The following is a 15597-nucleotide window of genomic DNA, read 5'->3' on the forward strand; positions in this document are numbered from 1 at the left end:
CGCTATCGGACTCACCAATTACTGATGCGCATAGCTACATGTAGGAGTTCGCGTATCCGACGAACTCATCATGCTCCGTCCGCATCACTTTCCAATATTTGGCTCCTTCAGGCCATTCCCTTTCCTCGCAGACCGTCAGGCACAAGCGATGCTTTGCACGGGAGATTCCGACAAAGTAGGCAGAGCGCTCAGCATCCTGCTCTCCCCAGAAGGTTTGAGCTTCAACGCCCAGCAACACAACTGTGTCGAATTCTAGGCCCTTGCTCTTGTGGATCGACATGATCTTTATGGCTCGATCGCCCGAGAACGAGGCAAGTGCTGCCGATGGGTCCTCCGCTTCGGATAACAGTGTATGTGCCCGTGCAGTCGTCGCGTCGATCTGCTGTTGCAGATAGTTCCCTTGCGCATATTCGGACGAGAAGCTGACAATCACGTCGCGACCTACTATGTCGATTAATTCGTCGATGATGTTTCGCAGATCGTCAAGGTCTGCAAGATCAGCCTCCTCAGCCGAGAGCCTCTCTTTGACGTTTTCAACGAAACGGTTCCAACGTGATCGCGCGCGATACTCTGCCTCCTCATCGAGCCCGCGCCCGAAGACCAGAAGGTCGAGAAGCCGATGGAGGGGGCCGGACTGCCGCTGTCCCGTCACGACGAGAAGAAAATCGACGATCAGACGGGCAACCGGCTCCGACGCCAGGTTCTGGATTGCATCTTCCTCCCGGTAAGGCATGCCCTTGACATCCAGCGCAACGCGAAGCTTCTGACAGTAAAGGTTCTGCTGCTTGCTCACCAGAACTGCTATCTCGGAAGGCTCGACGCCTTCGTCCTCAACCCAACTGCGCACATATTCTGCGACCGACTCCGCTTCATCATCATCATTGTCAAACCGCAGAACCTCGATCTCTCCCTCATCACCAGGAAGTTCAGCGTCGCTGAGTGCTGCGGCTGGGTCCATGACGCGCACCATCGCGTTCTGCATGCGGCGCAACCTTGGTTCCGACCGGAAATTCTGATAGAGATTCAGTGGATGTGCGTCGAAGTCTTGGGCGTAGCTATCGAAGACTCCTTCGAGCGCACCGGCCCATCCCATGATTCGTTGCTTCGTGTCGCCGACTGCCGTCATCCTAACCGTCGAGTTCTGAAAGCATACCTTGATGAACTCGTACTGCGCATTTGTGCAATCCTGGAACTCATCAAGAAACACATGACTGTATGTCTGTCGGATCGCTTTACGCGCGATCTGGCTTGACTCCACGATCTGAACAGCGAGCGGCACCATGTCATTGAAGGTGATGGCTCGCCGCTGGATGCGATTAGGTCCGATACTGTAGTCTGGATCAAGCGCATCCTTGCCTGTCAGAACGGGCCTGAAGCGATCGATGATACGTTTCGCAAATGCATGAAACGTGTGGCTGTCAAAGCGCACTGCGAGTTCCGGACCACAGCGCTTGCGGACCCTGGCCTTGAGATTCTGGCTGGCATCGACCTTGAATGAAATCGCCAATATGCGCTTGGGATACCGGCTTGCTCCAGTGCGCAGCAGGAAATCGGCACGCTGCGCCAGCATCTCTGTCTTGCCTGCACCTGGGCCGGCGGTAAGCGCCAGGTTGCGTTCGATTTCCTTGGCCGCCACGAGTGCATTCGGCTCGAGGGAGAGGCCGTCAGCGGGTGCCCATTCGTCAACCCGGATCATTCGGGAAGATCCAAGAGCTTGACTTGCACTGCATCGAACATGCGGTCAAGAACATCGGGCATGTCCTCAATGATTGCCTCGTCATCCAGACTCGCCATCGCGCGTATATGCAAGGTTGGCTTACTGTCGAGCTTAAACCTCTGATGGTAGGCATCGAAGTAACTCTGCTCTTCGTCGGTGTACTGGCCGCCCAGCACGTCGTGCCTTTTGCCAAGCACGGCTTTGATCGTGTCTTCGTCGGGCTCCTCCAGATCATCGTCTTCAACCCGATATGCCGTCGGGTAGTGCCTCATCATCATGAAGTCGAGATCGAGTGGTGCTGAAAAGTAGACGCCGAGCGCCTCTAGACGTTCGAGCCAACCCTTGTCATCAACGATGATTCCATCATTAGAGCTCCACTTCGGGATGTCGTCGATCTCTTCTTGCGTCAGATCGTTGCCGTCGATGTCGGCATATTTTAGAAGTTGATTGGCGGCGTACTTTATGCGGCCCCACCCCCCTTGATATCGCGCGACGTCGAGGTCCAGCAGCGTCACATGCGGGATGCCAAGGCCGTTCAGGAGCCGCCAAAGGTGATTCACGTGCCGCCCACCGAGAGGTGCTACGGATATGGATGCGTCATCGGCGAGTATGCCTCGGGCCTCGAGCAATCGCGGAAGTACGATCTGCTCGCTGTCACCTTCACCCAAGATAACCAGGCGAGAGAAGTAAAGTTCCGGGAAGGCTTGAACGCCTTCGCGGACGAACTTTTGGGCTGACTGGTCCTGGGGGAGTTCGATGCTCTTGACAACGGTGCTTCGTTCTTCATTCAGGCGGAGGAACCGGACGGACTCCGGCGAAACTCGGCGCAAGAGTGACGGGGCGTGCGTCGCTACCAACGCTTGACTATCCTGCCCCGTAGCAAATGTTGTCAGTGCCCTGACAACACGTCCGAGATAGTGGGGCGACAAGCTATTCTCAGGCTCCTCAACGGCGATGAGCGTGAAGACAGCGGGACGCAGCTTATCGATGTCAAACGCTCCGGCCAGTTCGCCGCCCAGAACCTTGCTGCCGATATCGTGCATGGCGAGCACCAAAGAAACGTAGAGGAGGGACTGTTGACCGTCACTGAGCCGGGTGAAGTCCACAATGTTCTCGCCATGGCCGGGCGTGAACCCGATGCTCAGATGCCGCAGAAGGTTCTCGATTTCGTTTCGCCCGAATGAGACTGACGGGTTCTTGTAGTGGCTTCCCTTGTGCAGGCCACCCCATTGGTCCGTGAGCGCTGCAGCGATCCCGCCAATCCCAGCGTTCTCTCGGAGCTCATCGCCAATCTTCTGCGTCAGGGTCCTGATCTGCTCGCGCTCAGCGCTCCAGTCCGTCGATCGCAGCGCTCGCCCAATCAGCGCGCTGGCAGAGTAGGAGATGTGGTCGGCAGGATCGCGTCTTGCTGGCAGGTAATGGACGTGGATGGCGCTACGGTCCTGCTTGGAGACGCGACTCTCTTCGGCTGGATTTCCGTCCTCGTCTTCGTTAATTACGAACGTAAAGCTTTCTTCTATGTCGTCGTCTTGATCTATGGTTGCCTTTAGCCGGAAGCGAACCTGCGCCGGGCCTTCTGCCGCCAGCAGTTGCATGTGCGCAAAGTTGCCAGGCACTGCAGGGAGTGTGGTGTCGTCGGCATCATCCTGTTCCAGTTCGGGAAACTCGAAGTCCGCTTCGATCCAGAGGGTCCGTTGTTCAGGGGCGTCCTCCGGCGCTTCGCTTGCTGGAACGTGAAAGTCGGATCGCTTGATTCTCCGCTGCGCGGGATCCATGCCGAACATACGGGCGAGGGACTGGAGCACAGCAGTCTTGCCTGCGCCGTTAGGCCCGAGCAAGAACGTCATGTCGGTCAGCTCGATGACGGTAGGTTCCGGACCAAAAGAGCGAAAGTTTGATAGCCGAAGTCGAACGAGTTTCATGTAGCCCCCATTTTGGGATCTACAATACAACAAAAATCGGACCGTTTTGGCGTGCTGCGGCACTGCGAGATTAGTATTGTAGCTTATCGAATGCAGTCCAGAGATGCATCGACTCTAGTCAGCGCGCTAAAGGCGATTGCCGCCTGACTCGCTTTGTGGCGAGCGAGAGCCCCCCCCCCTCATCTTGAGCGCTGGAGGGGAGGCATTCTGCGGCTGCGATAAGGCTCTGAAATTCTGCTCAAGAAGTAAGTTTGCGACGCCATCATTGTAAATAACACGCAGGTCATTGTCGCAACACGGAACGACAGGAACGGGTCCAAAGCTCCCCCCCCCTACCCTCGATAAATCTTCCTAATCCCATGCCCCGGAGATGTTCGCTTCCGGCCAGAAGTGGACATCTGACCTACCCCATTAGATCTCGCCATTCCCCAACAATATGCTCACAGGTGGATGGCGTAGATGTAAAAGTCGTTATCGCGTTCCCATCCAAGCCCTTCGTAGAGTGCTTGAGCAGGGATGTTAGCTCGACCGGTCTGAAGCTCAACTCTACCTGCTCCGCGTCGGCGCGCTTGCTCGACCGCCTCGACCATGAGTGCTCGCGCCAATCCCGAACGCCGCGAGGGCTTGTTGACGTAGAGGTCGTAGAGAATGAAACTCGAACAAGTACTTACTGAGTCAAACAACGGATAAAGCTGGGTAAACCCCGCAACGCCCGTTCCTTCATTCTCGGCAACCAAAACTAATGAATCACCCTCAGATAGGCGCGACCGCATAAATCGCTTTGCTAATCCCAGGTCAGTAGGTTGCGCATAGAACTGGCGGTACTCATCAAAAAGCACCGCGAGTTGTTCAAGGTCAGCCACGTCTGCGACACGGACATTCACGCTCACTGCTTCACTCCTGAATAGGTGAGGAAATGGACCATATGCCTGGAAGCCTATCTGAGGCTACCGAGCTGCAGCCGCGTTTTCAAGGTTGCTTGGGCTGGCGACTAAAGCCCCAATCTTGAGCTCCCTACCGGCCCGACGACCCGGGGTAGCCACATCGCGTGCACGGCTAAAGCGTTCCGTAGAGATGGGGAAGGTCGGCGCGTTAGAAAGGGTCCGTCAATAGTCGTGGTCGCCATTGTCCCTCTATCATCGCCACCTACGGAGCCAACAACTCATCGCCGATGCCGAACGCCCCGACACGACGCCGCCTCTGTACCGCCCTGCTCACCGTAGGTGCTGGGCTGATTGTGCCTGGCGTCCGAGCAAGCAGGCGGCTGTCTGGGAGCCGCCAGTCGTTGACGGCCCTGCTTGAGGCTGAGCACCAGCCGGGAATGGCTGCAGTCGTCGTGGAGCGAGGACGGGTCGCCGAAACAGGCACTGCGGGACTGCGCAGGGATGCCAGCGCCGCGCGGGTCGATCGGCATACCGTGTTCGAAATCGGCTCTATCACCAAAGTATTCACTGCCCTGCTGGTGTTCCGGCTCCGGCAGTGGGGCTGGCTTGATACGGACGCCCCTATAGGACGCTACCTGGATGCACTACCAGTGGCATGGGAGCCCATTACACTGTCGCGCCTGCTGAGCCATACATCCGGCATTCCGAACTATCTGAACGAGCGCAACTTTCTCGAATTGATGCCGATGGATCCTGCGCCTAGAGAACTATTGGCAATGGTCGGGAAAGCGCCCCTCGAGTTCGCCCCAGGAACACGATTCGCTTATTCGAATACGAACTACATACTGCTCGGCCTTGCCATTGAGCGGGTGACGGGCATGGACTACTGGCAGTTTCTGCAGGACGAAATCCTGGGGCCGCTGGACATGCGCGATGCCGGGCCTCGTCGCATCGGCGACCGCCGCAGCATTGCCCAAGGACACCTCTACCAGGATGGACATTGGCTCGATCCGCCCATCACCGCGCCAGGCTCCGCCTGGGCTGCTGGAGGGCTGCTCGCCAGCATCGACGACATGGCACGTTTCGCCGTAGCGCTGGACCGGGGCGAGCTGCTACCCCATGCATTGCTGCGTGAGATGTGGCGCGGCACACGCCTTGCTGACGGTACTACAGCCAGCTGGGGCGCTGGCTGGGAGTTGGCTGAGGACGGCGACGTGGTGGGGCATGGCGGCGGAACCGCAGGCTTTACGGGATACATCCGACACGTTCCTTCGCTGCGGCGAACCGTCGTAGTGCTTGTCAATCGCGCCGGAGACATCGGCCCGCAGGGCATCGCTGAGCGCCTGGACCAGGGGTCGCGCGCAAGCAAGGGCTGAACCGCCCGGGTACCAACTCATGCTCGCTAGCAAGCCCAATTCAACCAGCTGCCACAGGTTGTCCCCAGCTTGAGAGTACCTCGCGGCAGGATCATCGCTCCAACGCCGCGGCTTGAATTGCCTTTCGATCAAGCTCGAATTCGAGTGCTTGGATAGCTCGGGACAGTGCTGTACGGGCGTGCTCTCCTGCCGCGTTCACAACAGCGGGGTCTGCTGACCGTGCTAGCGCCCTGAATGCCTTCTGCAGCCGGATGTTGACCTCCAGCGAGCCGGCCGCATCCCTGGAGATTGGTGTGAATGCATCCTCGAAAATGTCGCGGACATCGAGGCACTGCACGTGCACACGCGCATAAAGCACATCACACGTCGCAGCGTCCCCAGCGTGGCTGGCCCATGCACAGAGCAGCCTGACACAGGTCCCGATGACGTCGATGCAGGTGCCAGGGTCGTTCACCGCAGGTGACATGGCTCGTTGGGCAATTTCCGCAAGCACGACCAGTCCGAACCGTGGGTCATTCTCAATGGAGCGCGCGTCACTGAAGGAAATGGCTGAGATCACTTCACTCTGCACGTCCGGAAGTGGATTTCCCTCGATGGCTATCAAGGGACGGGCTGGAGTTGCGAACGTACCCGGCTGGCAGAGCAGATGAACGCGCAGATCATGTTCCTGTGCAATGCCGTCGATCCGGGCGACGTCCACATGTTCAACGTAGGCAACCTGATCGCCAACCAGCAGTACCGCCCCCTCCCCTACCGGGACAGCACTGGCTCCGCCGAGCCGAGGCTCCGCGGCGCGGCGCTTCATTGCCGCTTTGGTCGCCCGCTCCACCAGATCGATGGTTTCGCCAACGCGGCCAAAGCGTGAGAACTGCTCGATAGCCCTGAGCAACGTCACTGTGATGACAATGATGACCGCGATGGTTGCCCCGAACAGCACAAGCCGGCCGCTGTCCCCGTAGATGCCGGTGCTGAGCGCGATGAGGCCCACGATCGAGAACAGGAAGGCACCAATGAAGGTGGCCAGCGCACCTTGGGCCCGGGTGTCTTCGATCAGCAGGCGGGCCGCGCGCGGGGTGGCGCTGCTGGACGCGGACCCGTATGCCGAGACCATGGTGGACAGCGAGAAGGTGGTTACCGTCAGCATCGACGCGGCAAGAATGCCAAGAATGTTGCCGACGGAATCTGCGCCGATCCGTGCGGCTAGGCCGACGGGAATGAGGAACTTCAGGAACGCGCCCGCCAACGCCGTGATGATGCCTAGGGCGCCATACAGGGTCGAGCGGAACCACATCCGCTTTGTAACTTTGCTGGCTGCAAGCCTCAATCTGGTGAGCATGGGCTACTTCCTGGGAAGTTCGACCATCAATAGCACGGCCGGGCGCCGAGGCCACGTCAACGCAGGGTCATGCCCGACCCAAGGCAGATGCCGCTACTCCGGGCGGCATCTGTGTGCAGATTCTACGAGCGCACCTTGTCCAGGAACTGACGGTGGCGCTCGTATTGATCGAGCACATCGTGGATGAGTTGAACCTTGGTCCATCCCATGACGTCGTAGTCCTGCCCGCCCTCCCGCAGATAGACCTCCGCACGGTAATGACGGGTACCCTCGCTGACCGGCCGACGGGGATCCTGCAGGGCGAACGTCGGCGGCTCATAGGGCTGGGGCCGTACCGAGTAGAAGAAGTCCATCTCCTCGCCATGGCCAACCTGCAGCCACGCACGACCATCCTCCCCCTTGGAGACTTGGACCGGCAGATCCTGCTTGCGCAGCTCAGCCGCAACCTCATCCAATGCCGGGATGACACGCTGCTCGATGAAGCCGGTCACCTCGATCTTCAACGGATTGTGCGCCAGCAGGCGCAGGCGCGCCCGCCAATCCTCGCTGGTACCCGGCAAGATACGTGCCTCGCGCAGGATCGAGCGCTTGGTTGCATCCAGATGCATGGCCTTCAGCAGTCCCCAGCACATCAGGATCATGACGATCGTAAATGGCAACGCACTGGCAATGGTGGCCGCCTGCAATGATTCCAAGCCGCCGGCCACCAGCAGGGCAATCGCAAGGCCGCCGACCAGCAGCGCCCAGAAGATCCGCTGCCAGACCGGCGATTCCTCCTCACCCTTCGAGGTAAGCATGTCGATTACCAGGGCACCGGAGTCCGCTGAGGTTACGAAGAACAGCGCAACCAGGATGACCGCCAGCGAAGAGGTCAGCATGGTCAGCGGCAGGTGCTCCAGGAACTCGAAGAGCGCCATCGAGCTGTCGGTTGAGACCGCCTGCACCAACTGCTGGATGCCCTCCGCCCGCACCATGTGCAACGCGGTGTTGCCGTAGATGGTCATCCAGAGGAATGTGAAGCCAAGCGGCACAAGCAACACCCCCACCACGAACTCACGGACGGTGCGTCCACGTGAGATGCGCGCGATGAACATGCCAACGAAGGGCGACCAGGCAATCCACCAGCCCCAGTAGAACAGCGTCCAGCCACCCAGCCAACCCGTGGGTTCGTAGGCATAAAGGTTGAAGGTCATCGAGAACAGCTGGGAAACGTACATGCCGGTGTTCTGCACCAGTGCCTGCATCAGGTGCACGGTGGGTCCACAGACCAGCACGAAGGCCAGCAACGCTGCCGCCAGGATCATGTTGAGCTCGGACAGCCTGCGTACGCCGCTGTCCAGGCCAGCCACGACCGAGCCGGTCGCCACCAGTGTGATGACGGTGATCAAGCCAACCTGGACGAGCGTACTGACCTCCAGGCCGAACAGGTAGTTCAGGCCGGCGTTGATCTGCATGACGCCCAGTCCCAGCGAGGTGGCCAGGCCGAAGATGGTACCCAGCGCGGCAAACGTGTCTACGGCATGTCCCAACGGGCCGTGGATACGGTCGCCGATGAGCGGATACAGCGCGGAGCGGACACGCAGCGGGAGATTGTGTCGGTACGCAAAGTACGCCAGCGACAGCGCAACCACCGCGTAGATCGCCCATGCGTGGATGCCCCAGTGGAAGAAGGTGATGCGCATTGCCTGGCGGGCAGCGGCGGCGGACTCAGGCGAACCAACCGGCGGCGTGGCGTAGTGCATGATGGGCTCGGCAACGCCGAAGAACATCAGACCGATGCCCATGCCGGCAGCGAACAACATTGCGAACCAGGAGCCGTAGCTGTAGTCCGGCGTACTGTGGTCAGGGCCGAGCTTGATGCGGCCGTAACTGCTGATGGCGACGCCGACGACGAAGACCAGGAAGCCGGCTACTGCAAGGATGGTGAACCAACCTGCATCATTGGCGGCCCATGACTTGGCCGCGGTGAACCACCGCGTGGCCATTTCGGGCGCGAAGGCGGCAAGCGCCAGCAGCGCGATGACGATGGCTGCCGTGGGAATGAACACCTGCGAAAGGATCCGCTGGCGAACGGGGGGATGTTGCGGAGCCGTGCTCTGCATGGATACCTCCGTGTTATTGGGTGGAAAAACCTGCGGCTTGCGCGAGGCCGATCAGAAGTAGAAGCCGATATTGAGGTTCAGCCGCGAATGCCAGCTGGAAAGGCCTCCTTCGTCGATGCCGATACCATCACCACCGGCAAACCACATGTTGCGGCCAGCGATCCAGTCGACATAGGTGAGCATGATGCCTTTCTGCAGGCTGCAACCGGTCACGTTCTGCCACGAATCACGAAGGCCAGCGCGGTGCCCGACCGGGCGGGTCATGCTGAGGTTGTTATAGCAGGTGATGTCATCCAGCCAGCCCTTCTGGCCGAACGAATAGGCGATGTTGGCGCTTGGCACATCCGCCTGCGCTGCAACCTGGAAGGGGGATTGGAACGCCGACATTGCGATGCGATCTCCGGGCACGTCATACCGGTACCGCGCCCACTGCAACTGCGCGGTCCAACCATCGCGCTGCCACTGTGCGTGGAGTGCCGCGCCCTGATGACCGTAGTGACGCCGTGTCTGAGTGTTCTGCACCTTGCCAGCAAACGCTGATGCGCCCAGCAACAGTTGGCCGCCGCCCCAGTCGCGCGCGCTCTCCACGCGTGCATGCAGTCGTTGCCGCTCGCGATACGGCAACGCCTCGGTCTGCGCGACATCAAAGGAGTAGCGATCGTAGCGAGCCCCGGACCCGTATTCGTCTCCGGAGAACCAGCCAAGATGCCAAGTTGCGCTGCCGCTGCGGTGAATCACCACAAGGCCCGGATCGTAATCATCCTCGATGCCCAGGTAGTAGCCGGAGCCGAACCAGAAACTCTGCGAAACGGTGGGGAGCAGCCCGAACGGGACTTGCTGGATACCTGCCTTGAGCTGGGTAGCATCGGAGAACTGCCAGCCCGCGTAGGCGTGATGCACGGCGTCGAAGCCATCGTACCAGCGGTATTGGGCAGAGAAGGAAAACGGTCCGGTTCCAGCGTCAAGGTCTGCACGCATCAGTTCAAGCTGAAGGCGGCTGGTCGGCCCGTAGTCGAGCCAGCCGTAATTGAACCTTACCGCACCACCAAGCTTGAAGTAGGAATCGCCGTTCCGATCAGGTTCGGATGCCTCTGTGGGTAAGGAAACGCTGGCGAGCAAGGCAATGGCAATAGAGGAAATTACTCTCACGATCGGGCTATCTGCCTCCGAGTTCCACATGCGAAAGCGCGCCAGTGTAACGTTGCATGTTGTGAAGAACGCGTCGGCCGACGGCCGACGCAGTGCAGTCCCGTGTCATCAGGGGTGGAAAGTGTTCCCAGCGAACGAGGCGATCTTTCCGTCAGATGTCGGCAACGATCAAGATGTCAGCGATTGACGTCGACCACGATGCGTCAGGTTTGCTCAGCAATCCGTGCCGCAGCTCGCCGTGTTTTTGCCGTGTCGCTTGGCTTCATACAGTGCCTGGTCCGCTCTTGCGAGCCACTCTTCAGCACTGGTCGTCGTGGGCGCGGCGGCAATGCCGATGCTCACGCTCAGGTCCAGCATTGTGGCATCACTGCCCGTATCAGCGTGGAGCAGGCTCCTGATCTTCTCTGCCAGCAGCATGGCCTCAGCCGGCGTCTGCCCGGCGAGCAGAAGCGCGAACTCATCTCCGCCCAGGCGTCCCGGTGTGTCGCCAGGGCGTGACACGCTGCGCAGGACCGCGGCTATACGACGCAGTGCTTCATCGCCAGTGCGATGGCCCAAGGTATCGTTGATGCGCTTGAAATCATCCACGTCCAGCATCAGCAGGCAATCCCTGCGGCCCAGAGCGCGCCCCGCTTCGATCATCTGCTGAGCGCGGTGCATGAGATAGCCGCGATTGGCCAGTTCCACCAGTGGATCCATTCGGCTGAGTCGCTGCAACTGCCGATTCTGTGACCTGACCCGGCGCGCAAGACGCCAACTCAGTGCACTCAATCCGATCCCGTAGACAAACAGAAACGGAAGGCTGAGCAGGAATGTTCGGGAAGAAGTGGCCGGCTGCCAGGGCGTGCCCATAGCAAGCCATGCAGCAAGGAAACCGAGCAGAAGCGCAGCCGTGGCCTTCAGCGCCAGCCGTGTACCGCCGGCCGCGATCTTGTCTGCCACCAGCAGCGCAGCGAAGAGCGCGCTGGGCACAGCGCTGACAGCCATGAAGGCGATCCATGCCCCGCCCAGCAGCGAGTCGACAACCATGCAACGGAATTGCACGACAGCGGGCCGGGCGGCGTGCCGTGTCAGCAGCTGTGCAATGGCCGGCCAGACCAACGCATTGACCAGAAGAAACACGCATGCCGACCTGCCCATGCCGCGCTCCAGGCCCACCGATGCAATGGGCAGCGCAGCCAGCGAGGCGCCCACGAAGCGCATCCACCCAATCCGGCGGGCAGCCCCCAGGCCCTCAACCGCAACCTCGTCCGAATCAGTGAAGAATGGCATTGCTTCCCTCACCCGTGTCCATGATTTCCCCAGGCGCCCTTTGCTCCTGCGCAGTCTGTCCCTTTGCTGTCAACGGCAGGTCAACGCAGGCTGCGGCGGCTTGTATCGCTCCCGCGCGAGGTGACAGCGCCCGACCTCAGCGACCCCTCAATCTCGCCGGTGCAGTGCGATACGGACAAACCGCGGCGTTCCTCCAGCCAGGCGGACAGCATGGGCAGCGGCATCGGTGGCGCGAAGAAGTAGCCCTGGAAAGATTCGCAGCCCAGCGAGATCAACAGGTCGCGTTGCTCCGCCGTCTCGACCCCTTCCGCCAGCGCACTCATGTCCATCACCTGGGAGATCTCAACAATCTTGCCCAGCAGGCGTTGAGCACTCTCCTGGGTGGCGACCTCCTGCACGAACTGCCTGTCGATCTTCAGCTTGCGAATGGGCAGGGTCCGCAGTGTGGACAGGGACGAATAGCCCGTGCCGAAATCATCCAGTGCCCAGGTCACGCCCAGTGCCTCAAGATCAAGCATTCGGTCGATCATCTCTGCCGTATCGGTGGATAGTGCGGATTCGGTGAGTTCCAGTTCCAGCAAGGCTGGGTTGATTCCGCTTTGATTGACCAGCTTGGCTACCGAGGGGACGAATGCCTCATCCAAGAGTTGAACCGGACTGATGTTTACGGCCACCCGCATGCCACGCGTATGGACATGCCCGGACCATCCATCGAGCAGTTCGCAGGCCTGTCGAAGTACCTCCAGCCCTATCTCGTTGATCAATGCGCTTTCTTCGGCCAGCGGTATGAACGAGTCTGGCGATAACAGGCCCGCCGACGGATGTTGCCAGCGGACCAGTGCTTCAACCCCGATCACGTCGGCGTCGACATGCACTTGTGGCTGGTAGTGAACCTCTACCTCACCGTTGCGCACTGCGCGTCCGAGCTCACGCTCCAGGCGCAGACGCTTGCCGATATCCAGTCGGTAGATGCCGAAGATCGCCGCCAGAAGCACCATGGAGATCGCCGTGTTGAAACGCGCGCCCCAGTGGCGAACCTCTACTGGCGGTGAGATGCCTGGCGCAATTCGATCGAGTGCCCCGAGCGCAAACGCTGCAAACATTGCCAGGCAAAGCAACGGAAACACCAGGGAGCCATAGCGTTCGCGCGCTTCGAATGTGAAAGCAGCACCTGCGGCCAAGGGCAGAAGGAACAGGTGAACCGAACGTGGCACGCCTGCGATGGGCGCATCAATGGCCGCAATCGCACACACAGCTGCCAGCACTCCGTGGGCGACGATCAGAATGGACGCACCGTCACTGTGCTTGCTTCGAAGAAGCGCGAGGATACCTACGGCTATCAAGCCGACAAATACAATGGATAGCTCGGCCCGTCCGAAATACAGGTAACAGGATGTCCAGGCCAGGCCCAGGCAGATGCAGGAGATGCCCGCGAGTGACAGTATGGCGGACACCTTCTCGCGGCGAGCAGCGCCTCTGAATTTCAGAGCGCCACGCCCAGCGTCTACGGCGCGATCCGTCATCACCAGTGCCTCCTCCGACGACCCTTCCACTGCGCTGAATCCGCCCATGCCCGGCAATGGCAGTTAAGCCGTTGGAAAGCTTCACGTGCTGGAGCGAGGTGGCATGCCTGAGAATATCAAAGCAACGCAGGACACCCAAATGTCGGTTTTTTGGCGCATGCCGCAGCATGTAGGGCAGCAGTGCAGTACACCTGACGGCCCTGCCAGGCGCGGTCACCTGGCAATCAGCTGTCAGTGGCGCCTTGATACGCCGAGCCTGCTGGCCAGCTCACCTTCACCTCAAGCCCGCCCAGCTTCTGAGAGGTGCCCAGCGTCACGGCCGCGCCGTGGGAATCGGCCACCTCCCTGACAATGGACAGCCCCAACCCGCTGCCCTGCACCCGGCTCCCCAGCGTTCGGTAGAAGCGGTCAAAGACGCGATCGCGCTCTTCCTCGGCGATGCCGGGACCGCTGTCGGCGACGATGAGAAACGCCCTGCCCTCCTCCTGCATCACGCAGACATTCAGGCGACCGCCGACGGGGGTGTAGCGCACGGCGTTCTCCAGCAGGTTGCGAACCAGAGCGCTCAGCGCGGCCTCGTCACCCCTGATCTCCGCGCTGTCCAGCTTCAGTTCGATGTACTGTCGATTTACGGAAAGGATGGGACGCAGCGCATCCACCTCCATGCCGACCAGGCCATCCAGGCTCAGGCGCACCGAAGTCATTCGGGATACGGCTTCTGCGCGGTTGAGTGTGAGCAGCTGCGAAGCAAGGCGCTCCAGCCGCGCCACTGAGTCGCTGACCATCTCCTGTGCGCGTACCCTTCCTGCATCATCCGGCGCCATGCGTGCGTTGTCTGCATGCACTTTCAGCGCACTGATTGGTGTGCGCAACTCGTGTGCGGCATCGGCTACAAAACGCCGCTCGCGCGCCAGTACCTCGTTCAGTCGTCCAAGCAGACCGTTCACTGCCTGCACCAGTCCTCGCGCCTCGCGCGGCACGTCAGCCGCGTCCAGTGGCGACATGCGCCCGGGATCACGCCTGCCGATCTGGTCCGAGACGCTCTGCAGCGAGCGGGTCACGTAATTGACGCTCCACCAGATCACCAGCGCCATCAGTGGCAGCGCCAGCAGCAACGGCAGCAGGGTGCCTCCTGCAATATCTTCGGCCAGCTCTTCGCGGATGTCCGACCGCTCGCCAGACTGGAACCATCGGCCCCCACGGGTCTGCAGCGTAAAGGTGCGCCATTGTTCGCCGTCGATTACGGGACTGGCGTAGCCAGCCACCAATGCAGCCAGTGGTCGGGTGGGAGCACTGTCCGAGCGGAGCAACAGGCGCTGCTTCGCGTCCCATACCTGGAAGGCAAGCTTGCTCTCATAGGCATGTCCATCGCTGAACGCCAGCGCGTCGCCCACGCCTTCAGCGTGCCCGTGCCAACCGCGCAGCACAATGGGATCGCCTGGAAACGCAGTCAGATCACTTAGCGGCTCATCTACCAGGCCCATGAGTACCCGCGTGGACTGCACCAGCCGGGCATCGAACATTTCCCCCGCTTCCTGTAGGCCGGCGCGATAGCTGAAGAATCCAGCCACGGCCATCAGAACCGCCAAGGTGCTCAGCAGGGTCAGCAGCAGGGTACGTCGCATCGACCTCATGCATCCGGCTCCGGCGACTGCCCCAGCGCATACCCGATGCCCCGCACGGTACGCACGATCGCAGGGTCGACCTTGCGCCGCAGCTGATGCACATGAACATCCACTGCGTTGCTGGCGACGTCCTCATCCCAGCCGTAGAGGTGCTTCTGGATCGTTTCTCGCGCCATTGGCCGCCCGTTCTGCTCCATCAACAATCTCAGCAGCGAGAACTCGCGGCGGGTCAGATCCAGCGTCCGTCCTTTCCATCGCGCCTCCAGCGTCGCCGGATCAAGATGGAGGTCACCGGCGTCCAGCGTGGGATGCGAACGTCCGCTGCTGCGCCTGACGAGCGCGCGGACGCGCGCCAGCAGCTCGGCGGTATCGAAGGGCTTCCCGAGGTAGTCATCTGCTCCAACGTCCAGCCCGAGCGTGCGGTCGGCCGGGCGTTCACGGGCACTGAGGACCAGAATCGGCACCGGGTTTGCCGCCGCGCGAAGGCGGCGGATCACTTCGATGCCGTCTACCCGTGGCAGCCCCAGATCGAGCACCACCAGATCAAAATCCCCATCCTGCGCAGCCAGGAGCGCGGCCGTGCCGTCTTCCACCCAGTCCACGGCGAAGGCGCCCCGTCGAAGTGCGGTCCGGATGCCTTCACCCAGGGAGCGGTCGTCTTCGACGAGGAGGATGCGCATGAGGCCAGTGT

At 60.7% G+C, this 15597-nt stretch carries 11 protein-coding genes; 1 reads left to right on the forward strand and 10 read right to left on the reverse strand.

Annotated elements, in window-relative coordinates; all coding sequences use genetic code 11:
* Positions 1–34: 34 nt before the first annotated feature.
* The 3 genes from AC5P6H_RS11235 to AC5P6H_RS11245 all read right to left on the reverse strand — a co-directional run bounded on the left by AC5P6H_RS11235 (position 35) and on the right by AC5P6H_RS11245 (position 4529).
* Complete coding sequence (locus AC5P6H_RS11235) at positions 35–1696, reverse strand: UvrD-helicase domain-containing protein (RefSeq protein ID WP_495202616.1); 1662 nt, start codon at positions 1694–1696, stop codon at positions 35–37.
* Entirely contained in the window at positions 1693–3639 is a 1947-nt protein-coding gene (locus tag AC5P6H_RS11240) for an ATP-dependent nuclease (RefSeq protein ID WP_495202617.1), read from the reverse strand. Before AC5P6H_RS11240 ends, AC5P6H_RS11235 begins: the two co-directional genes overlap by 4 nt.
* Positions 3640–4079: 440 nt before the next feature.
* Entirely contained in the window at positions 4080–4529 is a 450-nt protein-coding gene (locus AC5P6H_RS11245) for a GNAT family N-acetyltransferase (RefSeq protein WP_241886825.1), read from the reverse strand.
* A gap of 281 nt (positions 4530–4810) precedes the next feature.
* On the opposite strand from AC5P6H_RS11245, the gene AC5P6H_RS11250 reads away from it, so the two are divergent.
* On the forward strand, positions 4811–5899 hold the full coding sequence (locus tag AC5P6H_RS11250; RefSeq protein WP_111150517.1) for a serine hydrolase domain-containing protein: 1089 nt from the start codon (positions 4811–4813) through the stop codon (positions 5897–5899).
* A 91-nt stretch (positions 5900–5990) separates the two neighbouring features.
* On the opposite strand, the gene AC5P6H_RS11255 is transcribed toward AC5P6H_RS11250, so the two are convergent.
* From AC5P6H_RS11255 to AC5P6H_RS11285, 7 genes are all read right to left on the reverse strand, one after another.
* Positions 5991–7235 carry a DUF2254 domain-containing protein gene (locus tag AC5P6H_RS11255; RefSeq protein WP_495202618.1) on the reverse strand — a complete coding sequence of 415 codons (1245 nt, stop codon included), beginning with the start codon at positions 7233–7235 and terminating at the stop codon, positions 5991–5993.
* Positions 7236–7357: 122 nt separating this feature from the next.
* Positions 7358–9337, reverse strand: coding sequence for a BCCT family transporter (locus tag AC5P6H_RS11260; protein ID WP_495202619.1), 1980 nt, complete (start codon positions 9335–9337; stop codon positions 7358–7360).
* Between the two features lie 51 nt (positions 9338–9388).
* On the reverse strand, positions 9389–10516 hold the full coding sequence (locus AC5P6H_RS11265; RefSeq protein ID WP_495202620.1) for a hypothetical protein: 1128 nt from the start codon (positions 10514–10516) through the stop codon (positions 9389–9391).
* Between the two features lie 183 nt (positions 10517–10699).
* Complete coding sequence (locus AC5P6H_RS11270) at positions 10700–11689, reverse strand: GGDEF domain-containing protein (protein WP_239507146.1); 990 nt, start codon at positions 11687–11689, stop codon at positions 10700–10702.
* Positions 11690–11838: 149 nt separating this feature from the next.
* Positions 11839–13281, reverse strand: a complete 1443-nt coding sequence (locus tag AC5P6H_RS11275) for a putative bifunctional diguanylate cyclase/phosphodiesterase (RefSeq protein ID WP_495202621.1) — start codon at positions 13279–13281, stop codon at positions 11839–11841.
* A 224-nt stretch (positions 13282–13505) separates the two neighbouring features.
* Entirely contained in the window at positions 13506–14894 is a 1389-nt protein-coding gene (locus AC5P6H_RS11280; protein ID WP_495202684.1) for an ATP-binding protein, read from the reverse strand.
* A 17-nt stretch (positions 14895–14911) separates the two neighbouring features.
* On the reverse strand, positions 14912–15586 hold the full coding sequence (locus tag AC5P6H_RS11285; RefSeq protein WP_049455266.1) for a response regulator transcription factor: 675 nt from the start codon (positions 15584–15586) through the stop codon (positions 14912–14914).
* Positions 15587–15597: the final 11 nt, after the last annotated feature.

The organism is Stenotrophomonas sp. YJH_SMC_110 (assembly GCF_059369255.1).

Coding starts and splice junctions, on each gene's coding strand:
- AC5P6H_RS11255 (WP_495202618.1), bottom strand. CDS start 7,235: ATGCTCACCAGATTGAGGCTTGCAGCCAGCAAAGTTACAAAGCGGATG.
- AC5P6H_RS11235 (WP_495202616.1), bottom strand. CDS start 1,696: ATGATCCGGGTTGACGAATGGGCACCCGCTGACGGCCTCTCCCTCGAG.
- AC5P6H_RS11250 (WP_111150517.1), top strand. CDS start 4,811: ATGCCGAACGCCCCGACACGACGCCGCCTCTGTACCGCCCTGCTCACC.
- AC5P6H_RS11285 (WP_049455266.1), bottom strand. CDS start 15,586: ATGCGCATCCTCCTCGTCGAAGACGACCGCTCCCTGGGTGAAGGCATC.
- AC5P6H_RS11240 (WP_495202617.1), bottom strand. CDS start 3,639: ATGAAACTCGTTCGACTTCGGCTATCAAACTTTCGCTCTTTTGGTCCG.
- AC5P6H_RS11275 (WP_495202621.1), bottom strand. CDS start 13,281: ATGACGGATCGCGCCGTAGACGCTGGGCGTGGCGCTCTGAAATTCAGA.
- AC5P6H_RS11270 (WP_239507146.1), bottom strand. CDS start 11,689: ATGCGCTTCGTGGGCGCCTCGCTGGCTGCGCTGCCCATTGCATCGGTG.
- AC5P6H_RS11265 (WP_495202620.1), bottom strand. CDS start 10,516: ATGTGGAACTCGGAGGCAGATAGCCCGATCGTGAGAGTAATTTCCTCT.
- AC5P6H_RS11260 (WP_495202619.1), bottom strand. CDS start 9,337: ATGCAGAGCACGGCTCCGCAACATCCCCCCGTTCGCCAGCGGATCCTT.